We start from the raw sequence: 24098 nt of genomic DNA, 5'->3' as shown, positions 1-24098 counted from the left end.
GCCGAATGGCGGGCCGCGGGCAACTGAATATCAAAGCAAGGCAGAAATCGCCGTTTAGCAGTATGATAAATAGTCGATGTATTCTGGCTAATGCCCTCATTCCATTCAGGATTATTTATGTACACCCTTAGCTATCAACCTCCATACGACTGGTCCTGGATCCTCGGTTTTCTGCAAGGGCGTGCCGTAGAGGGCATTGAAGTTGTGACCGCGAGCCGCTACCAGCGGAGTTTTGCCCTACACGGACATGCCGGGCTGGTCACGCTCGAACCCGACGAGGTTAACCATTGCCTCAGGGTGACGCTGAGCGAGGGCCTGATTGCGGTAGCCGATGAGGTGTCAGGACACGTAAAACGGCTGCTGGATCTCGACCGAGATCCGCATCAGGTGCTTCACAGCCTCGGTGAGCTTGCGGCGGCTCGCCCTGGCCTGCGCCTACCCGGCTGCATGGACCCTTTTGAGCAGGCCATACGGGCTATTCTTGGGCAGTTAGTCAGCGTGGCGATGGCATCGAAGCTTACCGGGAAAGTCGCCCGGGCTTACGGTAAACGGCTTGCAGGGCATGAGAACTGGTATCTTTTCCCGGAGGCATCAACGCTGGCGCGTTGCGATGTGCAACAGCTCAAATCTCTGGGAATGTCGCTGAAGCGGGCGGAGGCCATCGTGCATCTTGCCGGTCTGGTCGAGCAGGGGCAGTTCCCGCTGCTGCAGCCCGATGATGTGGAGCGGGGCGTAAAATCGCTAATGGCTCTGCCGGGCATTGGCCGCTGGACCGCAAGCTACTTTGCCCTGCGCGGCTGGCAGGCCAGCGATGTTTTTCTGCCGGATGATTATTTGATTAAGCAGCGCTTTCCAGACATGACGCCAGCGCAAATCCGGCGCTATGCCGAGCGCTGGCAGCCGTGGCGCTCGTACGCTTTGCTGCATATCTGGTATAGCGACGGCTGGTTGCCGGTCAGTTAATCCCGAAGTAGCTATTGCTCAGCAGAAGCTCAAGCGGCTGCGGCTGAACAATCGTTTCCCCGTAGATTAAATCGACTCCGATCCCGGATAACGTATCCATTACCAGCGGCATATCCGCCGGCCCGGCAATAGTTTGCAGCGCCAGGCGCTGGGCGTGGCCGTGCACGATGGTTATCATCATTTCGTCCATTAAATTGCAGTGAACGTTGAGGATAAGTTCCGGATCAATCATCACATAATCAAACAGCTGGTGGCTGAGGGTATTAAACAGTTCCAGGTCGCGCCCGACGTGGCTCAGTATTGTACGGCAGCCCGCCGCACGTAGCTTTTTCAGGTTGGCGTGAACGGGCTCAGGGTTTTCGAGCAGGTCGGCGCTGTTTATCGTTAAATGCAGCAGGCGCGCGGGCGTGCGGGTTTCCCTGAGCCGGTCCAGCAGCTCATCAACAAAGCTATTGCTGGCGAGGCCAGCGCCGGATAGCGGCAGCGCGACGCCAAACCCTTTCATCGTTACCTGCGCGGCAAATTTAACAAAGAACTCGTTAAATACCCGGCGATCCAGGGCGAGATGAAGCGCCGGATCGGCAAGCCCCGCCCGGAAAGCGGGTTCATCGATGACATCACCTTCGCTGCCCCAGAAGCGCAGGGAAAGCAGATAGAAGCAAGTAGACTCCGGGATGCGCGGCGGAGCGACGGCCAGGGCGACCATCAGAAGCGGGTTGTCGTCAATTACCCGCCACTGCTCGTCCAGCGGCATAGTGTCGCGGCCTTGCTCCATATAATGGCGATTCGGTTCATAGACGGTAACCTGCCCGCGGCCGCTGTTTTTCGAGGCGTAGCAGGCGATATCAGCCTGGGAGATCACTTCAGAAGCTATCGCGTTATCGCCGTCGATATGCGTTATCCCGGCGCTGGCGCCGATGCGGTGCAGACGCCCGTCCCACATGAAATGATAGTCGTTGATGCTGCGAATAATACGTTCGGAAATATAGCGGGCGTTTTCCGTTGAGCAGTCCGGCAGCAGCAGGCCGAATTCGTCCCCGCCGAGGCGCGCAAGGAAATCTCCGGTGCGCAGCATACCCAGCATCATCGCCGCCAGCTCCCGCAGCAAAGCATCTCCGGCGGCGTGGCCCGCCGAGTCGTTAACGGCCTTAAAGCGATCGAGATCGATAAAGACCAGCGCATGGCGCTGGCGGTGATCGAGAGCGCCCTGTAGCAACTGCTTGAGATGGTTTTCAAAACTCACCCGGTTGGCCAGGTGAGTCAGGCTATCGTGCGAGGCGCTATAGCTCAGCTGTTTCAGCATTTTACGGGATTCGGTCACGTCCTGAATAACCAGCACGGAACCAATACTCTGTCCGTCAAGCGTGGTCAGCGGCGTAATGGTGTAATGAATATCGTAGCTGCCGCCGCTGCGGCAATGCAGCACTACATCCTGCTCAATGGCGGTACGAGAGAAATCGCCGCTGTGGATGTTTTCCATCACCGGGCCGTTGTCGCCGAAGGTGATGCGCAGTATCGCCAGAATATGCTGGCCGACGGCGTCTTCCTGCGCCCAGCCGCTGAGCTTCTCGGCAATCGGGTTCATAAAGCTGACGTTCATATCGACATCGGTACAAATCACCGCCTCGCCGATAGAGTCGAGCGTGATGTGCAGGCGCTCTTTTTCCTGGTAAAGCGCTTCATTAAGCTGCTTAACTTCGGTCATATCCATATTGATGCCAAGCAGTCTTTCCACGTCGCCGTTTTTATTCAGCACGCGGTTGGCGAGAGAGCGAATATGGCGAATGCCGCCTTTCACGTTGATGCGGAACTCAAGCTTAAACGGGAGGCGATTTTTCAGCGAGTCGCGGATCACCTGCTCTGAATGGGCAAGATCCTCTTTCACCAGGCGCTCAAGCCAAAGCTGGTAGGTCGGCTTAACGTGCTGCGGAACGTCATAAAGTTCGAACATCCGCTTATCCCAACTGATCACGTCGCTGGTCAGGTCCCACTCCCAAATACCGATCCCGCCCGCCTCGTTGGCAAGCGTAATGCGTTCCATCAGGCGTTTGTTGATCCACTCGGTATGCTTCAGGTCGTTAATGTCTTCAATCTGTGCAATGTAGTAGAGCGGGGAGCCGTCGGTATTGCGCACCACGGAAACCGTCAGCATCGCCCACACCACGTTGCCCGCGCTGGTGTAATAGCGCTTCTCCATCGAGTAGCTATTGATCTGGCCGGCGGCCAGCTTGCTAAGGTGCTGAAGGTCGAGATTTAAATCTTCGGGCCAGGTAATTTCCTGAAAGGTGAGGTTGCCCAGCTCTTCGCCGGAATAGCCGAGGAACTTGCACAGCGATTTATTCACCTGGATCCATTTACCTTCGGTAGAGACCAGCGCCATGCCGATAGCGGAATATTCCATCGCATTGCGAAAACGAGTTTCGCTCTCGGTGATGTGCTTACGCTCTATGCGCGAAGAGTACATCACCATGGTGATGACGTTTGCCGGTAACAGAATCAGCAAGAACGGCAGCCACGGAGCATACTCCAGCACTTTTGGATGCGGCGTGGAAAGCGGCATTTTGCCGATCGCGATTATCGCGGAAACCATCATCAGCGTGGCAAGGAAGATAATAAAGGCTTCCAGGCGAGGCAGGCGGATAGCGCTCCACATCAGAATGACGATAATAAAAGTGAACGGCCACGGCAGGTAAATAAGCGATAAATAGCTCAGGCCCAGGGTAATGGCGAACGTAGCCAGCGTTTCAAACAGCAGTGAGGTTTTACGGTGGCGCAGCAGGTAGTAAGGCTTGAAAAGCAGGCCCGCAGGCATCAGAGCCAGCGCACCTATTGATTCCGAGAGTACCCAGATAAGGAAGGTTTTCAGGGTTGTGGAGTCAACCGGGGTCGGCAGCAGAACGACCAGCAGCCCGCCAACCAGCGGCGGGATCGCCGCGCTGCAAATTGCCAGCTTGCTCCAGTTATTAAGCGTTTGCAGCGGATTTTTGCGCGGTAAAAAGCGGCGCAGCAGTATGGCCCCTAGCAGCGCCTCAAGCACATTAATAGAGGTGAGGATCAGGTTCAGCCAGCTCGGCGGGTAGAGCAAAAGACTTGCCGCCAGACTCCCTGCGGCGCAGGCCAGAGCAATAACCGGCCAGCGATGCAGCGGGTTGCGGAAGAAGGCGGCCATCATCACCGATGTCGTGAACCAAATAGGAACCAAATCGGTTCCCTTGAGGGTCAGCTCCATCGAGTAAAGGGTAAAAATAAAACTTAAAATCGCCAGGCCGACCAGCAGTATCAGCAAATGGAGGGCGGTATCAGTTTGTCTGTTTTTTATAATCATAACCGCAAATCCGCTTAGACACTGCCGCCAGGAGCAACGCCCGGATGCATATAAATAAAGAATCGGTTTATGCTAGTACAAACGTTTTACAATTCCTATGCTCGGCTGTCAGAATTTACCTACAGAGCGTCAGAAATTGCGTAGTCAAATCACGTAATTAAATAATTCCACTCTAACTGACCGCTTTACGCCTCCTTGAGGCGATTACACCGCAACTTTCTGTTGAGCAAGGCGGGTAAATTAGCGAATGCGGCGGGTAAGAGGCTGGTATCAAACGGCGGTTGTCCCTATAATTGCCGCGTTTGACGCCCTCCGCGTCGTCCTTCCATCACTTTTAGTATTCAGGCCGTAAATAATATGACCGATCAGTCTCATCAATGCGTCATCATCGGGATAGCCGGCGCATCGGCTTCAGGGAAAAGCCTCATTGCCAGCACGCTGTATCGTGAACTGCGCGAGCAAGTCGGCGATGAACACATTGGTGTCATTCCGGAAGACAGTTATTACAAAGATCAAAGCCATCTGTCGATGGAAGAACGTGTAAAAACCAACTACGACCACCCCAGCGCAATGGACCATAACCTGCTGTTTCAGCATCTGCAAACGCTGAAGTCAGGCAAGGCTATTGAACTGCCGGTGTACAGCTATGTCGAGCACACCCGTACCGACCAGACGATTCACCTGGTGCCAAAGAAAGTTATTATTCTTGAAGGCATTTTGCTGCTGACAGATGCCCGTCTGCGCCAGGAAATGAACTTCTCTATTTTCGTTGATACTCCGCTGGACATCTGCCTGATGCGCCGCATGAAGCGAGATGTTAACGAGCGCGGTCGTTCAATGGACTCGGTGATGGCGCAGTACCAGAAGACGGTTCGTCCAATGTTCCTGCAGTTTATCGAACCTTCTAAACAGTACGCCGATATCATCGTGCCTCGCGGGGGTAAAAACCGCATTGCTATTGATATTCTGAAAGCCAAAATCAGTCAGTTCTTTGAATGATGACCGTCCGCGAGCGAGCGTAAGCCGCTCGCCTTTATGTTGAACCCCATGCTGAACGCCCGGTGGCTATCGAAGCCGCTCTGTGGCAGTGTGGGTAAAACTGAGATTGATAAGGAGAATTTGCGATGCGTCTTTGCGATCGTGATATCGAAGCCTGGCTGGATGACGGCCGTTTAGCAATTACGCCACGCCCGCCGATTGAACGCATTAATGGCGCAACGGTGGATGTCCGCCTGGGCAATAAATTCCGCACCTTCAGCGGCCACACGGCTGCCTTTATCGATCTCAGTGGCCCAAAAGATGAAGTCAGCGCGGCGCTCGAGCGCGTAATGAGCGACGAGATTGTGCTAAAAGAAGGGGATGCGTTCTTTCTGCATCCCGGTGAACTGGCGCTGGCGGTCACGCTTGAGTCGGTCACCCTGCCGGACGACTTAGTGGGCTGGCTCGATGGACGCTCGTCGTTAGCTCGCCTCGGCCTGATGGTTCACGTAACCGCGCACCGTATCGATCCCGGCTGGCATGGCTGCATCGTGCTCGAATTCTACAATTCAGGCAAACTGCCGCTGGCCTTGCGCCCGGGCATGATGATTGGCGCTCTCAGCTTTGAGCCGCTCTCCGGCCCGGCCGCTCGCCCTTATAACCGCCGCCAGGACGCCAAATATCGCGACCAGCAGGGCGCGGTAGCAAGCCGTATCGATAAAGACTAAATCGCCGTCCTTTACCCGCAAACTGGCGGGTAAAATGGAGAATGTTATGAGACGACTTTTAACCACGTTGATGATTCTGCTGGTCGTGCTGGTGGCAGGCCTGACCTCACTGGTGTTGATGGTTAACCCCAACGACTTTCGTGGTTATATGGTGCGTCAGGTTGAAGCCCGCAGCGGCTACAACCTTCAGCTCGACGGGCCGCTGCGCTGGCACGTCTGGCCGCAGCTCAGTATTTTATCCGGCCGCATGTCGTTAACCGCACCGGGCGCCAGCCAGCCAGTGGTCAGCGCCGACAATATGCGCCTTGACGTGGCGTTAATTCCGCTGCTTTCCCACCAGTTGCAGGTGCGCCAGGTGATGCTTAAGGGCGCGGTGATTCAACTGACCCCCGAAGCAGAGGCCCAGCGCGCAAAAAATGCGCCGGTAGTGCCGAAGGGAACCATCAGCGAGCCGGATGCCACGCGCGGCTGGTCGTTTGATGTTTCCAGACTGAAAGTCGTCGACAGCGTTCTGGTATTCCAGCGCGGCAGCGACGAGCAGGTGACCGTTCGCAATATTAACCTGCAAATGGAGCAGGACGATAAGCGGCAGGCGCATGTTGAATTCAGCAGCCGAATCACCCGCGACCAGCGTGATTTGACGCTGTCGCTGACCGCCGATGTTAACGTCAGCGATTACCCGCAACAGATTACCGCCAACCTTAGCCAACTTAACTACCAGTTACAGGGGGCTGCTCTTCCGCCTTCGGGCATTAGCGGCGCGGGTTCGTTACAGCTGGGATGGCGCAGCGAAAATAACCAGCTTTCCCTGAGTCAGCTCCAGATAACCGCCAACGACAGCGATTTGCAGGGAGATGCCAGCGTTCTGATGCAGGATAAGCCGGAGTGGAAGGTGAATCTGCACTCTCGCCTGCTAAACCTCGACAAGCTGGTAGTAAATTCCTCCTCTGCTGCGGGCGATGGTGCAAATCAACAGGCTCAGCAGGCGGCGGCGCAAAACCGGCCCAGCCCGGTGATTGCCCAGGAAGCGGGGGAATCCGATTACCGCGACCTGCGTGATTTTAATGCCGGGGTGAATATCACGGCTGACGCGGTGCGCTGGCGCGGGCTGGCGTTTAGCGATGTTCATTCGGCGCTGGCTAACCAGGACGGCATACTGACCATTAGCCAGCTCAACGGTAAACTGGGGCAGGGCACGCTCTCGCTGCCCGGCGTGCTTGATGCCAGCGGCGCGCGGCCGAAACTCAGCTTCCAGCCGCAGGTTAAGAACATTGAAATTGCCAGTATTCTGACCGCCTTCGACTATCCGATAGCGTTAAGCGGCCAGTTCTCCATGAGCGGTGAATTCTCCGGCGATCATCTTAACGCCGAAGCTTTCCGCCGCAGCTGGCAGGGCGATGCTCAGCTTGAGCTGGCGCATTCCCGGCTTCAGGGCATGAACTTCCAGCAGCTGATTCAGCAGGCGGTGAGCCGCAGTAATTCAGGCGTGGATGCTCAGCAGAGCAGTGAAAACGTCACCGAGCTTAACCATTTCACCACTCAGGCCTCGCTGGATAACGGTGCACTGGCGCTGAATAACATGGTCGGCGAGTCCAATGTGCTGTCACTAACCGGCCAGGGAACGATGGATCTGGTGAAAGAAACTTGCGACACCAATTTTGCCATCAAAGTAAATGGCGGCTGGCAGGGAAGCGACAGCAAGCTGATTGAAGTCCTGAAAACGACCCCGATTCCGCTACGTGTATACGGCCCGTGGCAGGAGCTGAATTACACCCTGCAGGTCGATCAGGTGCTGCGTAAACAGCTTCAGGATGAAGCCAAACGCCGCCTTAATGACTGGCTGGATAAGCATAAAGATAGCGATAATGCGAAGGATGCGAAGCAGCTGCTTAAAAAGCTTTAGCGTTTTGGCTGATGCAAACAAAACCCGGCAAATCGCCGGGTTTTTTTATACTTCATAATCCAGCGCATCATCCGCTAGCAGCGTTTCTATCTGCACTTTATTGACGCGGTGATTTTTCACCTCCAGCGTTTTTAGCCGATAATTACCGACCTCAACGCTCTCACCCTGAGCAGGAATATGCTGCAGGTGCTCCATCAGCAGCCCAGCGATGGTGTGATATTCACGCTTTTCGTCGAGGGGCAGCGCAATATACTGCACCAGATCTTCGAGCGGCATATGGCCGTTGGCTGTCCAGCTGCCGTCCGGGTTTTTCTGAATATCGTGGCGGGCATCAATCTCTTCGATTTCGTTTGGCAGGTTCCCGGCAATGGTTTCCATCACGTCGCTAAGCGTCACCACGCCTTCGACCGAACCAAATTCATCCACCACAAAAGCGAAGTGGGTACGTGCGGTGCGGAACTGCTCCAGCGCCTGAAGTAAAGGCAGCGCTTCCGGGAACACCAGCGGCTGGCGAATCAGTGGGGCAATGTCCAGCGTTTCGCCGCGAAGCGACTGGTGCAGCAGGTCAATAACATGCACAACGCCAAGAATTTCGTCCCCCTCATCGGTGACGACGATGCGCGTATGCTGGTTTTTGTCCAGCAGCTCAAGAAGCTGTTCCTGAGGGGCGGCAATATTCAGATATTCCACGTCATGGCGGGAAGTCATAATGCTGCTGACGCTGCGCTGGTTAAGGTGCAGCACGCGTTCAATCATCCGCGTTTCCTGAGGATTAAACACTTCGTCAAACGGACTGCCGTCGGCTATCAGCGAGGCGGTTTGCGCATCAAGCTCGGCTTCTTCCTTCTTACCGTTTAGCAGCCGCAATACCGCTTCGGCGGTGCGCTCGCGCAATGACTGGTTGGCGGAAAGAAAGCGCCGACGGTTGAATATCGCCAGCTGGTTCAGGGATTCAATCATCACCGAGAAACCTATCGCCGCGTACAGATAGCCTTTGGGGATTTGGTAGCCAAAGCCGTCCGCCACGAGGCTAAAACCAATCATCAGCAGGAAGCTGAGGCAGAGGATAACAATAGTCGGGTGGCTGTTAACGAAGCGCGTCAGGGATTTGCTTGCCAGCACCATCAGGCAGATAGCGATAACCACGGCGGCCATCATCACCGCCAGATGATCGACCATGCCCACGGCGGTGACTACGGAATCAAGAGAGAAAACCGCATCAAGAATCACTATCTGGGCGACTACCGGCCAGAATTTAGCCCCGCGCTTTTGCGCGTGGTGCTCTGAGTCCTTACCCTCGAGGCGTTCATTAAGCTCCATCGTCGCTTTAAACAGCAGGAACAGGCCGCCCAGCAGCATGATTAAATCCCGGGCGCTAAAGCTGAACGACTGAATGCTGAACAGGGGGCGGGTAAGGGTGACCAGCCACGAAATAGAGGCCAGCAGCAGCAGGCGCATCACCATCGCCAGCAGCAGGCCGGTGACGCGGGCGCGGTCGCGCAGCTTGGCAGGGAGCTTTTCGGCAAGGATGGCAATGAACACTAAATTATCAATGCCAAGAACCAGTTCGAGAACGACCAGGGTAACTAACCCGGCCCAAATTGAAGGGTCGGCAATCCATTCCATACGGGGTTTACAACCTTTTGACCTGTGGCAAATGCCACAGTGAAATGATGGATAATCGTGTGACAAAAAGCAACGCCCGACTGAGATTAATCCGTAATGGCTTATATTTTTTCTCAGACTAATACCAACAACTTCCCGTTAATTAATGTGGGTAATTAATTGGGCTTTGTATTCATTTATTTTAATTGGCGTTGATAGGCTATGAGATATATCTGTATAGGTTAGGGTTGTTTGTCTGATTATTTTATTGTCAATATAAAGAAATTCCTAAAAGGTTATTATTGCGCGGTTCATATTATTCTTAAAAGTCCGGTTGCGGCCTTTTGTCTCCTTGCCTGCACGGATTTAAGCTGCAACAATCTTTATCGATGATTAGCAATAGATGTATTTTTTATACATTGGTTAATGGTTCGCCTCAGCGTTTCTATAAGCTCTGATTGTTAGAATTGAATATCTTTATGGATATTTCAACGCGTCAATCAATTAAGATTGTTTAACTTTTCAGTAGGTTGGTGACTGTGAGCCAGGGGCGGTAGCGTGCCCGGATGCGGCCAAATAAAAGCAGGTCATGGAGTCATCGGAGTGCCGGAAAATATACTGACTTTAGGAATAATGCCAGTTATCTCGCTCCTCGAATATGTTCAATTCTGTACTTCATTCTCTCGGCTAATTGCTTGCTTTATTCGCTCAGGATAATTACTCAGCCATAGTGATAAATACTCAATGATAAAATACAAACTTAAGTTGATGCCTTTATTGGTGTCGGTAACCCTGATGAGCGGCTGTACGGTATTTCCGGGCAGCAATATGTCCAGCTCGGGAAAAGACGTCATCAAACAACAGGATGCGGACTTCGATCTTGACCGAATGGTGAATGTTTATCCGCTGACTCCACGCCTGGTTGAACAGCTGAGGACGCGCCCGGCCGTTGCCCAGCCAAATGTAGAGCTGGATAAAGAGATTGCCAATTATCAGTATCGGGTCGGCCCGGGAGACGTGTTAAGCGTCACGGTCTGGGATCACCCGGAATTAACCACCCCCGCCGGTCAGTACCGCAGTTCCAGCGATACCGGCAACTGGGTACAGTCCGACGGCACGATGTTCTATCCGTACGTGGGCAAAATCAGCGTCACCGGTAAAACATTGGCAGAAATTCGCAGCGATATTACCCGCCGCCTTGCGCAGTACATCGCCGAACCTCAGGTAGACGTTAATATTGCCGCCTTCCGCTCCCAAAAAGCCTACGTTTCCGGGCAGGTCAATAAATCAGGGCAGCAACCGATCACCAACGTTCCGCTGACTATTCTTGATGCGATAAATGCCGCCGGCGGCCTGACGGATGCTGCTGACTGGCGCAATGTCGTTCTGACCCATAACGGGCAGGAAAAACGTATTTCGCTCCAGGCGCTGATGCAAAACGGCGACCTTAGCCAGAACCATCTGCTCTACCCGAGCGATATTCTGTTTGTGCCGCGCAATGACGACCTGAAAGTGTTCGTGATGGGTGAAGTGAAAAAACAAACCACCTTGAGAATGGACTTCAGCGGCATGACGCTGACCGAGGCGCTGGGCCAGGCCGAAGGTATCGACCTTACCTCCTCAAACGCCAGCGGCGTCTTCGTTATTCGCCCGCTCAAAGGCAAAAACCAGCAAAACGGCAAGATTGCCAGTATCTACCAGCTTGATATGTCCGACGCGACTTCGCTGGTGATGGGGACCGAATTCCAGCTACAGCCTTATGACGTTGTTTATGTCACCACCGCGCCGGTAACCCGCTGGAATCGCCTGATCAACCAGCTTCTGCCAACCATCAGCGGCGTTCGCTACATGACGGATACCGCCAAAGATATTCACACCTGGTAACCCGCTATGTTCAACAAAATACTTGTAGTTTGCGTGGGGAACATTTGCCGTTCCCCTACGGCTGAACGGCTGCTGAAACAGTATCAGCCGGGGCTTAGCGTCAGCTCTGCGGGGCTGGGGGCATTAGTAGGCAAAGGGGCCGATATCGGTGCGGTTGAGGTGGCGGGGCGGCATAACTTGTCGCTGGAAGGGCACCTTGCCCGCCAGGTTAGCGGGCGGCTGTGCCGGGAGCAGGACCTGATTCTGGCGATGGAAAAACGCCATATCACCGCGCTATGTGAAATAGCGCCGGAGATGCGCGGCAAAGTGATGCTCTTTGGTCACTGGGATGCAGAGCGGGAAATTCCCGATCCGTACCGCAAGAGCCGCGATGCTTTCGAAGCGGTCTATAGCATGCTCGACCTTTCTGCCCAGAAGTGGGCTAACGCACTTAAAGCTCATCAGGGATAACAATGACAGACAAAGCACGCCGTTCGAGCGCCCCGACCGAGGGCAATGATGAAATTGATATCGGCCGTTTACTGGGCACCGTGCTGGAGGCTCGTTGGTGGGTTATCGGCATTACCGGCCTTTTTGCCGCGCTGGCGATAGTTTACGCCCTGTTCGCCACCCCGGTTTATAAAGCCGATGCGCTGGTGCAAATTGAACAAAACGCGGGTAATACACTGGTCAACGATATCAGTTCCGCGCTCAGCAATAAGCCTCCTGCCTCGGCTGCGGAAATTCAGCTGATCCAGTCCCGCCTGGTCCTTGGCAAGACAGTTGATGACCTGAACCTGGATATTTCGGTGACTAAAAACACCTTCTGGTTGTTTGGGGTCGGCTGGGATCGGCTTCACGGGCATCAGAACGATACGGTCAACGTGACGACCTTCAACCTGCCGTCGGGGATGAATAAAGATACCTTCACCGTCGAAGTTCTTAACGGGAAGCAATATCAGCTCACCAGCGATAATGGTTTTAGCGCCAAAGGTGAAGTGGGGCAGACGCTGAGTAAAAACGGCGTCACCATGAAAGTGGATGGCATCCAGGCTCGCCCGGGCGACAGCTTTACGGTGGTGAAATATTCCACGCTCGGGATGGTAAACCAGCTGCTGGGGAACCTGACGGTAACTGAAAATGGCAAAGATACCGGCGTACTTAGCCTTTCTTATACCGGGGAAGATAAAGACCAGATCCGCGCTATCCTCGACAGCATCACCCGTAATTACCTTGCGCAGAACGTCCAGCGTAAATCGGAAGAAGCGGCGAAAAGCCTGAAGTTCCTCGCTGAACAGCTGCCCGAGGTTCGCCACAATCTTGATGCCGCAGAAAACAAGCTTAATGCTTATCGCCAGCAGCAGGACTCGGTAGATCTTTCTCTGGAAGCGAAGTCGGTACTCGATACCATGGTTAACATCGACTCCCAGTTGAACGAGTTGACCTTCCGGGAAGCAGAAATCTCCAAGCTGTATACCAAAGCGCACCCGGCTTACCGCACCTTGCTGGAAAAACGCAAGACGCTGGAAGACGAGAAAACCCGCCTGAATAACCGCGTTACCGCGATGCCAAAAACCCAGCAGGAAATTGTGCGCCTGACCCGCGATGTGGAGTCCGGCCAGCAGGTTTACATGCAACTGCTGAATAAGCAGCAGGAGCTGAAAATTACCGAGGCCAGCACCGTAGGCGATGTACGTATCGTTGACCCGGCGATTACCCAGCCGGGCATTGTTAAGCCACAGAGAGCACTGGTGGTGCTGGGCAGCATTATTCTTGGCCTGATTGTTTCGATTATCGGCGTGCTGTTGCGTTCGCTGTTCAACGGCGGCATCGAAAGCCCGACGACGCTGGAAGAGGCTGGCCTCAGCGTTTACGCCAGCATCCCGCTTTCCGAATGGCAGAAAACTCGTGACCACGCCAATGTGCGCAACGTCAAAGGGGCTAAGCGCCATAAACAGAGTCAACTGCTGGCGGTGGGTAATCCAACCGACCTTGCCATCGAGGCTATCCGTAGCCTGCGAACCAGCCTTCACTTTGCCATGATGCAGGCGCCTAACAACGTCCTGATGCTCACCGGCGTCAGCCCGTCTATCGGTAAAACGTTCGTCTGTGCCAACCTTGCTGCGGTAATCAGCCAGACCAACAAGCGTGTGCTGCTGATGGACTGCGATATGCGTAAAGGCTACACCCATGAACTGCTGGGAACGACAAACGCCAACGGTCTGTCAGACGTGCTTTCCGGGCAGGGCGATATTAGCCGCTGCGCGCAGAAAACCTCGGTGCCGAACTTCGACCTGATCCCGCGTGGGCAGGTGCCCGCTAACCCTTCAGAGCTGCTGATGAACGAACGGTTTGCTCAGCTGGTGAAATGGGCAAGCGAGAACTACGACCTGGTACTGATAGATACCCCGCCAATCCTTGCCGTAACGGATGCAGCAATTATCGGTCGCCACGCGGGCACCACGCTGATGGTGGCTCGTTACGCCGTGAACACGCTCAAAGAAGTTGAGACCAGCGTTGGGCGCTTCGAGCAAAACGGTATTACGGTTCGCGGCGTGATCCTTAACTCGATCTTCCGCAGAGCAACCGGCTACCAGGATTACGGTTACTACGAATATGAATATAAGTCGGACGCTAAATAAGGTGATGACCATGAACAGCAGCGCAGACTGCCCGCTTATCTCTATTTATATGCCCACGTGGAACCGGCAGCAGTTGGCCATTCGCGCCATTAAGTCGGTATTGCGTCAGGATTATACTCACTGGGAAATGATTATCGTCGACGACTGCTCGGCTAATTTTCAACAGCTTCAGCAGTTTGTTGAGGAGCTTGGCGACCCGCGCGTGCGTTACATCCATAACGACGTTAATAGCGGTGCCTGTTCGGTGCGCAACCAGGCTATCGGGCTGGCGCAGGGGCGGTTTGTCACCGGTATTGACGACGACGACGAGTGGACGCCCAACCGGCTGTCTACTTTCCTCTCTCATCAGCATCAGCTGGTCACGCATGCCTTCCTGTATGCCAACGATTATCTGTGTGAGGGGCAGGTTTATTCCCAGCCGGGTAGTTTGCCGCTGTATCCGAAGTCACCTTACTCTCTGAAGCTGTTTTATAAGCGTAATATTATTGGCAATCAGGTATTTACCTACGCTGAACGCTTTAAAAACTGCCTGTTCGATACGACGTTAAAGGCGGCTCAGGATTACGATATTTTCCTGCGTATGGTGGTCGAGTACGGCCAGCCGTGGAAGCTGGAAGAGGCCACGCAAATCCTGCATGTGAACCACGGGGAAATGCAGATAACCCAATCGCCGAAGAAGTTTTCCGGTTATTTCCACTTCTACCGCAAGCACAAGGACAAGTTCGACCGCGCCAGTAAGAAATACCAGCTCTACACCCTTTACCAGATTCGTAATAAGCGCATGTCGATGCGTACTTTGCTGGCGCTGCTGACCGTGCGTAATACCAAGCGCCTGGCCGACAGCCTGCGGGGGAAATAAGCGTGCTGGAAGACTTACGAGCTAATAGCTGGAGCCTGCGGCCCTGCTGCATGGTGCTGGCCTATCGCGTCGCCCATTTCTGCTCGGTGTGGCGCAAAAAAAACGTCATCAACAACCTCTGGGCTGCGCCAGCGATACTTTTTTATCGCTTCGTTACCGAATGCCTGTTTGGCTACGAGATCCAGGCCGGAGCCACGATTGGCCGCCGTTTTACTATTCATCATGGCTACGCGGTGGTTATCAATAAATTCGTGGTTGCCGGGGATGATTTAACCATCCGTCACGGCGTAACGATTGGCAACCGCGGCAAAAGCCTGGCCTGCCCGGTCATCGGTAACGGCGTTGAGCTGGGTGCCAATGTAGTTATCGTTGGCGATATCACCATTGGTAATAACGTGGCGATAGGGGCGGGGAGCGTGGTGCTGGACAGCGTGCCGGACAATGCGCTGGTAGTCGGTGAAAAAGCACGGGTGAAGGTCATCAAATGAACATTATGCAATTTAACGTGCGGCTGGCCGAAGGCGGAGCTGCTGGCGTAGCGCTGGACTTGCATCAGCGCGCGCGCCTTGCGGGATTATCTTCGCGTTTTATTTATGGCTACGGCAAGGGCGGTAAAAAAAGCGCCAGCCACGATATCTACCCGGATGTGGTGAAGCACACGCCCCGCCTGGTTTCTATCGCCAATATCGCGCTGTTTCGCTTTTTAAATCGCGACCCGTTCGGCAACCTCAATAAGCTTTACCGAAGCGTTATCCGCAGCCAGCAGCCGGTGGTTTTACACTTCCACGTCGTACACAGCTACTGGCTGAATCTCGATGAGATGGTTTCTTTCTGCCAGCGAGTAAAGGCCAACAAGCCGGACGTGACCTTCGTCTGGACGCTGCACGACCACTGGAGTATTACCGGCCGCTGTGCGTTTCTTGACGGCTGCGAAGGTTGGAAAACCGGCTGCACAAAATGCCCGACGCTGAACAACTACCCGCCGGTGAAGGTCGATAAAGCTCACCAGATGGTAGACGGCAAGCGCCAGCTGTTTCGTGAAATGCTGGCGCTCGGCTGCCAGTTTATTTCCCCGAGCCAGCATGTTGCCGAAGCTTTTAACCAGCTGTACGGGGCAGGGTGCTGCAAAATAATCAATAACGGCATCGACGTAGCGACCGAAGCTATTCTGGCGGAATTGCCTGAAAGTGCGGCCGGTACCGCGAAACCGCGGGTAGCGATTGTTGCCCATGACCTGCGCTACGACGGCAAAACAGACCAAAAACTGGTGCAGGAACTGATGGCACTCGGCGATAAAATTGAGCTGCATACCTTCGGCAAGTTCTCTCCGTTTAGCGGCAATAACGTGATTAATCACGGCTATATGACCGACAAACGGGCATTGATGAGCGAGCTGAATACCATGGACAGTCTGGTGTTCAGCTCCAGGGTGGACAACTACCCGCTGATCCTCTGTGAAGCGCTGTCCATCGGCGTGCCGGTAGTGGCAACCCGCAGTGAAGCTGCGGACGAAGTGCTGCGTAAAGTCGGCGGAAAAACCTTCACTTCCGATCGGGTTCCGGCCCTGGTTCAGCTCAAAAAAGCTCAGCTTGCCCGGCAGATATTTGCCACCGATTTAGCCACCTTCCGCGAAGCGAGTCGCCAGGCCTACAGTGGAAAACAGATGCTGGAGGAATATGTCTCGTTCTATCAGGGTCTGTAGCTATCTGCTGCTGCCGTTCATCTATCTGGTGGTGAACATCAAGCTGGCCTCTCTCGGGGAGAGCTTTCCCATCACCATCGTGACGTTTCTGCCCGCTATCCTGTTTTTATACATCGAGCGCATTAATCTGAAGAAGTTAATGATTGCGTTGGGAGTAGGGGCAGGGTTGACGGCGTTTAACTACATCTTTGGTCAGTCGCTTGATGCCGCTAAATACGTGACGTCGATGATGCTGTTTGTCTACATCGTGCTTATCCTCGGCATGACGTGGAGTTGCCGTTTTAAAACCATTTCGCAGCGTAACCACCGAAAAATCCTGCGTTTCTTTTACTGTGTGGTGGGGATTATCGTCATCCTTGCCGCTGCCGAAATGGCGCAGATTATCCTTACCGGCGGCAGCACCCTGATTGAGAAAATCTCGAAGTTTCTTATCTACAGCAACAGCTATGTACTCAACTTTATTAGCTTTGGCGGGCGGCGAACTACCGCTCTCTATTTTGAGCCGGCATTCTTCGCCCTGGCATTAATCTCAATTTGGCTCAGCATCAAACAGTTTGGTATCAAAACGCCGAAAACTGATGTTATGATTCTTTTAGGGATAATCCTTTCAGGATCTTTCTCCGGCGTAATGACTTTTATTCTGTTTTATTTGCTGGAGTGGGCGTTCCAATACCTTAATAAAAGCGCCATCAAAAAGAAGTTGCCGTTAGCAATTATTTCTTTGGCGGTTTTTTTAATCGGGCTGGTGTTTGCATTTCCTTATATCGCGACGCGAGTCGGAGATTTGGGAACCGAAGGGTCATCTTCCTATTATCGTATAATAGGTCCGCTGGCGATGGTAGGTTATTCCCTGGCCAACGTTGATGGCGTGGTACGTTTTGGCTCACTTTATGAATATGTCGCATCATTCGGAATATTTAACGGTGCGGACGTGGGTAAAACCGTGGACAATGGTCTTTATCTGCTGATTATTTATTTCTCATGGTTTGCAGTATTGATGACCGCCGGTTATATGTGGCGCGTTTTGAAAATGATGCGTAACGCTTTCGGTAATAATGAGAATTATCGGGTTCAGCTTTGGCTGTTTATGCCTGTATCCTTGTTTTTTACCGGCTCAATTTTTAGTCCGGAATATGCTTTCTTAATTGTTTGCCCATTTATTTTGCGCAAGGCAATTAATTCGACGCTGCCAGGAGGTGCGCAATAATGTTATTAAGTGTTATTACAGTCGCATGGCGTAATTATGACGGCGTGGTGAAAACCTGGCAGTCGCTGGCTCATTTAGCTCAGGCAAAAGGCGTTGAATTTGAGTGGATTGTCGTCGATGGCAATTCGCCGGACGGCACCGCAGAATTTCTTGGCAGCCTGAACGGCCAGTACAACCTGCGCTTTGTTAGCGACAAAGATAACGGTATTTATGATGCCATGAATAAAGGCATCGCGATGGCGCGCGGGCGTTATGCTTTATTCCTTAATTCCGGAGATGCCTTCCACCCGGAAATCACCGAAGTTATTCAACAGCTTGTGGTGCTTAGCGAGCGAGATAACGCGATGGTCATCGGCGATGCGCTGCTGGACTTCGGTGACGGCAACAAAACTCGCCGCAGCGCCAAGCGCGGCTGGTATATCTACCACAGCCTGCCTGCCAGCCATCAGGCGATATTTTTTCCGCTCTCCGGGCTGCGTAAACATCCTTACGATCTGCAATATAAAGTCTCTTCCGATTACGCTCTGGCGGCAAAAATGTATAAAAGTGGTTATGCATTTAAACGCATTAAAGGGCTGGTGTCTGAGTTTTCAATGGGCGGCGTATCTACCTCCAATAATATTGAGCTGTGTCGTGATGCAAAAAAAGTACAGCGCAAAATATTACGAGTGCCGGGGTTTATTGCGGAGCTTTCTTTTCAACTGCGGTTGAGAACCACCGGTAAAGCCAAGGCGCTTTATAACAAAGCCTGAGCGCACGGGGATCATTATGCAGGAATTAAGCGGCTTCAGCGTGCCGAGGGGATTTCGCGGCGCTGGTGGCATTAAAGTGCAATTGTGGTGGGCCGTTCAGGCAACATTATTTGCCTGGTCGCCGCAGGTTTTATATCCCTGGCGTGCATTTTTATTACGTCTGTTTGGCGCGAAGGTGGGCAAGAAAGTTGTTATTCGTCCATCGGTTAAAATTACCTATCCGTGGAAATTAACACTTGGCGATCATGCCTGGGTAGGCGATGACGCAGTGCTTTATACCCTCGGCGAAATTGTTGTCGGGGCTAATTCGGTTGTATCGCAGAAGTGTTATTTGTGCACCGGCAGCCACGATTATATGAGTAAGCATTTTGATATTACTCAGGCGCCAATTGTGATTGGGGAAAAATGCTGGCTGGCGACAGATGTATTTGTTTCTCCTGGCGTAACCATCGGTGATGGTTGTGTAGTTGGGGCACGTAGCAGCGTTTATAAATCATTACCGGCGAATGCCATTTGCCGGGGTAACCCGGCAGTAAAAATACGCGAACGCGCGTAATTATTTTCACCCTCGCTCTACTCATTAGCGGTTCTCGCCCTCTCTCCATCGGGGAGGGGGATGGGGTGAGGGGTAAGGGCCAATAAAAATGTTCATAGAGGATAAATTATCATGACTAAAGTAGCTCTCATCACGGGTGTCACCGGACAAGACGGCTCTTACCTGGCGGAATTCCTGCTGGAAAAAGGCTATGAAGTTCACGGTATCAAGCGTCGCGCCTCTTCTTTCAATACCGAGCGTGTTGACCACATTTATCAGGACCCGCATGCGGGCAACCCTAAGTTCCACCTGCACTACGGTGACCTGACCGACACTTCCAATCTGACCCGCATTCTGTCTGAAGTGAAGCCGGATGAAGTGTATAACCTCGGCGCCATGAGCCATGTAGCGGTTTCGTTTGAATCGCCGGAGTATACCGCTGACGTTGATGCGATGGGCACTCTGCGCCTGCTGGAGGCTATCCGCTTCCTTGGCCTGGAAAAGAAAACGCGTTTCTATCAGGCTTCTACCTCCGAGCTGTACGGCCTGGTGCAAGAGATCCCGCAGAAAGAGACCACGCCTTTCTACCCTCGCTCTCCTTACGCGGTTGCCAAACTTTACGCTTACTGGATAACCGTAAACTACCGCGAATCCTACGGCATGTACGCCTGTAACGGCATTCTCTTTAACCACGAGTCCCCGCGCCGCGGCGAAACCTTCGTGACCCGTAAAATCACCCGCGCTATCGCCAACATTGCTCAGGGTCTGGAGAAGTGCCTGTACCTCGGCAACATGGACTCGCTGCGCGACTGGGGTCACGCCAAAGACTACGTGAAAATGCAGTGGATGATGCTGCAACAGGACAAGCCGGAAGATTTCGTTATTGCCACCGGCGTGCAGTATTCCGTTCGCCAGTTTGTGGAAATGGCCGCCGCTCAGCTCGGCATTAAGCTGCGCTTTGAAGGCCAGGGCGTGGAAGAGAAAGGCATTGTGGTTTCCGTTACTGGCCATGACGCACCGGGCGTAAAACCTGGCGACATTATCATCTCCGTTGACCCGCGTTACTTCCGTCCTGCCGAAGTAGAAACCCTGCTGGGCGACCCGACCAAAGCGCACGAAACCCTGGGCTGGAAACCGGAAATTACGCTTCAGGAAATGGTCGGCGAAATGGTAGCCAAAGATCTGGAAGCGGCGAAGAAACACTCTCTGCTGAAGTCCCACGGGTATGAGGTAGCCATCGCGCTGGAGTCCTGAGCATGAATAAAAAACGTATCTTTGTTGCCGGCCACCGGGGAATGGTGGGCTCGGCCATCGAACGCCAGCTTGGGCAGCGTGATGACGTGGAGCTGGTACTGCGCGGGCGTGACGAACTGAACCTGCTGGACAGCGCAGCGGTGAACGCCTTTTTTGCCGGTGAGAAAATCGACCAGGTGTATCTTGCGGCGGCAAAAGTGGGGGGCATTGTTGCCAACAACACTTATCCGGCGGAGTTCATCTACGAGAACATGATGATTGAGAACAACATTATTTATGCCGCACATACGCACGGCGTGAACAAGCTGTTGTTCCTCGGTTCGTCCTGTATTTATCCGAAGATGGCGCAGCAGCCTATGGCTGAAAGCGAGTTGCTGCAGGGCACGCTTGAGGCGACTAACGAGCCATACGCGATAGCCAAAATTGCCGGGATCAAGCTCTGCGAGTCCTATAACCGTCAGTATGGCCGCGACTATCGCTCGGTGATGCCGACCAACCTCTACGGGCCGAACGACAACTTCCACCCGAGCAACTCGCACGTTATTCCTGCGCTGCTGCGCCGCTTCCACGAAGCCACGCAGGATAACGCGCCGGATGTGGTTGTCTGGGGCAGCGGCACGCCGATGCGCGAATTCCTGCACGTTGACGATATGGCGGCGGCAAGTATTCACGTAATGGAGCTGGACCAGGAAGTGTGGCAGGAGAATACCGAACCGATGCTGTCGCACATCAACGTCGGCACCGGCATCGACTGCACCATTCGGGAACTGGCACAGACCATTGCAAAAGTGACCGGCTACCGTGGCCGCGTGGTGTTCGACGCCAGCAAGCCCGACGGCACGCCGCGCAAATTGCTGGATGTTTCCCGCCTGCATCGCCTCGGCTGGTATCACGAGATTTCACTGGAGGCCGGCCTCGCCAGCACTTATCAGTGGTTCCTCGAAAACCTGCAGCGGTTCCGGGGGTAAGCATGTTTCTGAGCGCTGAAGATTTTGTCACCGTAGTCAGCTCTACGCCGCTTATCTCCATCGATCTTATCGTCGAAAACCAGGCCGGAGAATTCCTGCTTGGCCTGCGCACCAATCGCCCTGCAAAGGGCTTTTGGTTCGTGCCCGGCGGACGTGTACAGAAGGATGAAACCCTGGCTAACGCCTTTATCCGCCTGACTGAGGCGGAGCTGGGCACATCCTTCCCGCTTGCGGACGGGGAGTTTTACGGCGTCTGGCAGCACTTCTACGGCGATAACTTTTCCGGCAAGGATTTTTCAACCCACTACATCGTGCTGGGCTTCCGCCTGCGGGTGGATGACAAGCAGCTAAGCCTGCCGGGTGAGCAGCATAAAGCTTACTGCTGGCTGACGCCGGAAGCGTTGCTCAAGCGCGAAGATGTGCACGATAACAGCCGCGCTTACTTCATTAAGCAGGGCAAAGGGAAGGTACCGGGCTTATGAAAATTCTGGTCTACGGCATTAACTATTCACCCGAACTGACCGGCATCGGCAAGTACACCGGTGAAATGGTGGAGTGGATGACCAGCCAGGGCCACGAGGTGCGGGTGATAACCGCGCCTCCCTATTATCCGGTATGGAAAGTTCACCCGGACTACTCGGCATGGAAATACAAAAAAGAGCAGGGCAGAGCGACCGTCTGGCGCTGCCCGCTCTATGTGCCGAAGCAGCCTTCTACGCTGAAGCGCCTTATCCATCTCGGTAGCTTCGCGTTTAGCTCTTTGTTCCCGCTCCTGGCGCAGCGCCGCTGGAAGCCGGACCGCATTATCGGCGTGGTGCCTACGCTGTTTTGCGTACCGGGTATGCGCCTGCTGGCAAAACTCAGCGGCGCACGCACGCTGCTGCATATTCAGGATTATGAAGTGGACGCGATGCTTGGGCTGGGAATGGCGGGCAAAACGCCCGGCAAAATCGCTCGCCTCGCGCAGCGTTTCGAACAGAGCGGCCTGCATAACGTGGATAACGTCTCCACTATCTCCCGCTCGATGATGAACAAAGCCGTCGAAAAGGGCGTCGATCCGCAGCGGGTTATTTTCTTCCCGAACTGGTCGGAAGTTGCGCGTTTTCGCGACGTGGAGCCAGAACAGCTGCGAGCTTTACGCGCCAGCCTGAATCTGCCGGAAGATAAAAAAATCATTCTCTACTCCGGCAATATCGGCGAGAAGCAGGGGCTGGAAACGCTGATTGAAGTTGCGGGCAAGTTCGCCGAAATGCCGTACCTGTTCGTGATTGTTGGGCAGGGCGGCGGCAAAGAGCGTCTCGAAAAGCTGGTTTATGTGCACGGGCTGAATAACGTGGTGTTCCACCCGCTTCAATCTTATGAGGCGCTACCGGCGCTGCTTGGCCTGGCCGATTGCCATCTGGTTATCCAGCGGCGCGGCGCGGCGGACGCCGTGCTGCCTTCAAAACTGACAAATATTCTGGCGGTTGGCGGCAATGCGGTGATTACCGCTGAACCGGAAACCGAACTGGGGCAGCTGTGCGAAGCCTATCCGGGGATCGCGGTCTGCGTTGAGCCTGAGTCCGCGGACGCGCTGGCAGACGGGATTGAACGCTGCCTGCAGCTTCCTGCAAACAACACGGTGGCGCGTGAATATGCCGAACGCACGATCGAAAAAGAGAACGTGCTGAGTCAATTTGTTGCCGCCATATCTTCAAAAACAGTCGGGGATAATTTATGAGTACTTCACAACTCTATCCGGTAATTATGGCAGGCGGTAACGGCAGCCGCCTCTGGCCTCTCTCCCGCGTGCTGTACCCGAAACAGTTCCTCTGCCTGAAAGGGGAACTGACCATGCTGCAAACGACCATTAATCGCCTGAACGGGGTGGAATGCGAAAGCCCGGTGGTGATTTGCAATGAGCAGCATCGCTTTATCGTGGCCGAGCAGCTGCGCCAGCTGAACAAGTTAACCGAAAATATCGTGCTGGAGCCTGCCGGGCGCAATACCGCTCCGGCCATCGCGCTGGCGGCTCTTGCCGCTTTGCGTAATCAGCCGCAGCAGGATCCGCTGATGCTGATCCTTGCCGCAGACCACGTTATTCAGAATGAAGATGCGTTTCGCGATGCGGTGCGCAGTGCGATGCCTTACGCCGAAGCGGGGAAGCTGGTGACCTTTGGCATCGTGCCCGACCTGCCGGAAACGGGCTATGGCTACATTCGCCGGGGCGGCGTTGCCAGCCCGGAAAACGGGGCTGATTCGCTGGCCTTTGGCGTGGCCCAGTTTGTTGAAAAACCGGACCTTTGCACCGCACAGGCCTATGTCGCCAGCGGTGAATATTACTGGAACAGCGGCATGTTCCTGTTCCGCGCCGGGCGTTATCTCGAAGAACTGGCGAAATTCCGCCCGGATATCCTGGCCGCCTGCGAGAAAGCTATGGCAGGCGTTGACCCGGATCTTGATTTTGTGCGCGTTGACGAGCAGGCCTTCCTGGACTGCCCGGATGAGTCCATCGACTACGCGGTTATGGAAAAAACCGCTGATGCGGTCGTGGTTCCGATGGATGCGGGCTGGAGCGACGTCGGCTCCTGGTCATCGCTGTGGGAAATCAGCACCAAAAATTCTGAAGGCAATGTGCATCACGGCGACGTTATCAGCCACGAGACTGAAAACAGCTATATCTATGCCGAGTCCGGCCTGGTGACCACCGTAGGCGTGAAAGATCTGGTGGTAGTGCAGACCAAAGACGCGGTGCTGATAGCCGACCGCGACCACGTTCAAAGCGTGAAGAAAGTGGTCGAGCGAATCAAAGGTGACGGCCGCCATGAACATCAT

Annotated in this window: 20 protein-coding genes; 18 read left to right on the top strand and 2 right to left on the bottom strand. The window is 54.1% G+C overall.

All coding sequences use genetic code 11. From position 1 onward, the window contains the following. Positions 1-117 precede the first annotated feature (117 nt). The gene (gene alkA / locus HMPREF0201_RS13415) at positions 118-963 is read left to right on the top strand and encodes a DNA-3-methyladenine glycosylase 2 (protein WP_016537253.1); all 846 of its coding nucleotides are present in this window, start codon (positions 118-120) and stop codon (positions 961-963) included. Here alkA and HMPREF0201_RS13410 read toward each other — a convergent pair. Further along, the gene (locus HMPREF0201_RS13410; protein ID WP_016537252.1) at positions 956-4288 is read right to left on the bottom strand and encodes a diguanylate cyclase; all 3333 of its coding nucleotides are present in this window, start codon (positions 4286-4288) and stop codon (positions 956-958) included. The two genes, alkA and HMPREF0201_RS13410, sit on opposite strands and share 8 nt — an antisense overlap. A 357-nt stretch (positions 4289-4645) precedes the next feature. On the opposite strand from HMPREF0201_RS13410, the gene udk reads away from it, so the two are divergent. The 3 genes from udk (at position 4646) to asmA (ending at position 7897) form a co-directional block, all read left to right on the top strand. Further along, positions 4646-5287, top strand: a complete 642-nt coding sequence (udk, locus tag HMPREF0201_RS13405) for a uridine kinase (RefSeq protein WP_016537251.1) — start codon at positions 4646-4648, stop codon at positions 5285-5287. Positions 5288-5412: 125 nt separating this feature from the next. Beyond that, complete coding sequence (dcd, locus tag HMPREF0201_RS13400) at positions 5413-5994, top strand: dCTP deaminase (RefSeq protein ID WP_016537250.1); 582 nt, start codon at positions 5413-5415, stop codon at positions 5992-5994. 46 nt (positions 5995-6040) lie between these two features. Continuing rightward, complete coding sequence (gene asmA, locus HMPREF0201_RS13395; RefSeq protein WP_039898438.1) at positions 6041-7897, top strand: outer membrane assembly protein AsmA; 1857 nt, start codon at positions 6041-6043, stop codon at positions 7895-7897. 45 nt (positions 7898-7942) lie between these two features. Here asmA and HMPREF0201_RS13390 read toward each other — a convergent pair whose 3' ends face one another. Further along, positions 7943-9523 carry a TerC family protein gene (locus HMPREF0201_RS13390; protein WP_016537248.1) on the bottom strand — a complete coding sequence of 527 codons (1581 nt, stop codon included), beginning with the start codon at positions 9521-9523 and terminating at the stop codon, positions 7943-7945. A gap of 723 nt (positions 9524-10246) precedes the next feature. Between HMPREF0201_RS13390 and HMPREF0201_RS13385 the strand changes: the two genes are divergently transcribed. The 14 genes from HMPREF0201_RS13385 to HMPREF0201_RS13320 form a co-directional block, all read left to right on the top strand. Then, positions 10247-11386 (top strand): polysaccharide export protein, encoded by a 1140-nt coding sequence (locus HMPREF0201_RS13385; RefSeq protein ID WP_016537247.1) that lies wholly within the window; start codon positions 10247-10249, stop codon positions 11384-11386. A 6-nt stretch (positions 11387-11392) separates the two neighbouring features. Beyond that, positions 11393-11836: a low molecular weight protein-tyrosine-phosphatase Wzb gene (gene wzb, locus HMPREF0201_RS13380; RefSeq protein ID WP_016537246.1), complete on the top strand. Its 444-nt coding sequence runs from the start codon at positions 11393-11395 to the stop codon at positions 11834-11836. Positions 11837-11838: 2 nt separating this feature from the next. Then, positions 11839-14007, top strand: coding sequence for a tyrosine-protein kinase Wzc (gene wzc / locus HMPREF0201_RS13375; protein ID WP_016537245.1), 2169 nt, complete (start codon positions 11839-11841; stop codon positions 14005-14007). Positions 14008-14017: 10 nt separating this feature from the next. Next, positions 14018-14866, top strand: coding sequence for a colanic acid biosynthesis glycosyltransferase WcaA (gene wcaA, locus HMPREF0201_RS13370; RefSeq protein WP_039898435.1), 849 nt, complete (start codon positions 14018-14020; stop codon positions 14864-14866). Between the two features lie 2 nt (positions 14867-14868). Then, a complete protein-coding gene (gene wcaB, locus HMPREF0201_RS13365; protein WP_039898434.1) occupies positions 14869-15354 on the top strand; it encodes a colanic acid biosynthesis acetyltransferase WcaB in 486 nt (161 codons plus the stop codon). Further along, positions 15351-16568 (top strand): glycosyltransferase, encoded by a 1218-nt coding sequence (locus tag HMPREF0201_RS13360; protein WP_016537242.1) that lies wholly within the window; start codon positions 15351-15353, stop codon positions 16566-16568. The genes wcaB and HMPREF0201_RS13360 overlap by 4 nt, the downstream gene beginning before the upstream one ends. After that, positions 16543-17775: a colanic acid polymerase WcaD gene (gene wcaD / locus HMPREF0201_RS13355; RefSeq protein ID WP_016537241.1), complete on the top strand. Its 1233-nt coding sequence runs from the start codon at positions 16543-16545 to the stop codon at positions 17773-17775. The genes HMPREF0201_RS13360 and wcaD overlap by 26 nt, the downstream gene beginning before the upstream one ends. Continuing rightward, positions 17775-18527: a colanic acid biosynthesis glycosyltransferase WcaE gene (gene wcaE / locus HMPREF0201_RS13350; protein WP_016537240.1), complete on the top strand. Its 753-nt coding sequence runs from the start codon at positions 17775-17777 to the stop codon at positions 18525-18527. The genes wcaD and wcaE overlap by 1 nt, the downstream gene beginning before the upstream one ends. Positions 18528-18543: 16 nt before the next feature. Next, entirely contained in the window at positions 18544-19083 is a 540-nt protein-coding gene (gene wcaF, locus HMPREF0201_RS13345) for a colanic acid biosynthesis acetyltransferase WcaF (RefSeq protein ID WP_016537239.1), read from the top strand. A 111-nt stretch (positions 19084-19194) separates the two neighbouring features. Then, on the top strand, positions 19195-20316 hold the full coding sequence (gene gmd, locus HMPREF0201_RS13340) for a GDP-mannose 4,6-dehydratase (protein WP_016537238.1): 1122 nt from the start codon (positions 19195-19197) through the stop codon (positions 20314-20316). 2 nt (positions 20317-20318) lie between these two features. Continuing rightward, on the top strand, positions 20319-21284 hold the full coding sequence (fcl, locus tag HMPREF0201_RS13335) for a GDP-L-fucose synthase (protein WP_016537237.1): 966 nt from the start codon (positions 20319-20321) through the stop codon (positions 21282-21284). Between the two features lie 2 nt (positions 21285-21286). After that, a complete protein-coding gene (locus tag HMPREF0201_RS13330) occupies positions 21287-21766 on the top strand; it encodes a GDP-mannose mannosyl hydrolase (RefSeq protein WP_016537236.1) in 480 nt (159 codons plus the stop codon). Then, positions 21763-23004, top strand: coding sequence for a colanic acid biosynthesis fucosyltransferase WcaI (gene wcaI / locus HMPREF0201_RS13325; RefSeq protein WP_016537235.1), 1242 nt, complete (start codon positions 21763-21765; stop codon positions 23002-23004). Before HMPREF0201_RS13330 ends, wcaI begins: the two co-directional genes overlap by 4 nt. Further along, positions 23001-24098 (top strand): mannose-1-phosphate guanylyltransferase/mannose-6-phosphate isomerase (locus HMPREF0201_RS13320; protein ID WP_016537234.1); only part of this gene is annotated, 1098 nt, incomplete at its 3' end. The genes wcaI and HMPREF0201_RS13320, both read left to right, overlap by 4 nt.

This window comes from Cedecea davisae DSM 4568 (genome assembly GCF_000412335.2).
Lineage (GTDB): Bacteria > Pseudomonadota > Gammaproteobacteria > Enterobacterales > Enterobacteriaceae > Cedecea > Cedecea davisae.
The sequence above is the reverse complement of the archived record's forward strand: the minus strand, read 5'-3'. Positions and strand labels throughout refer to the sequence as shown.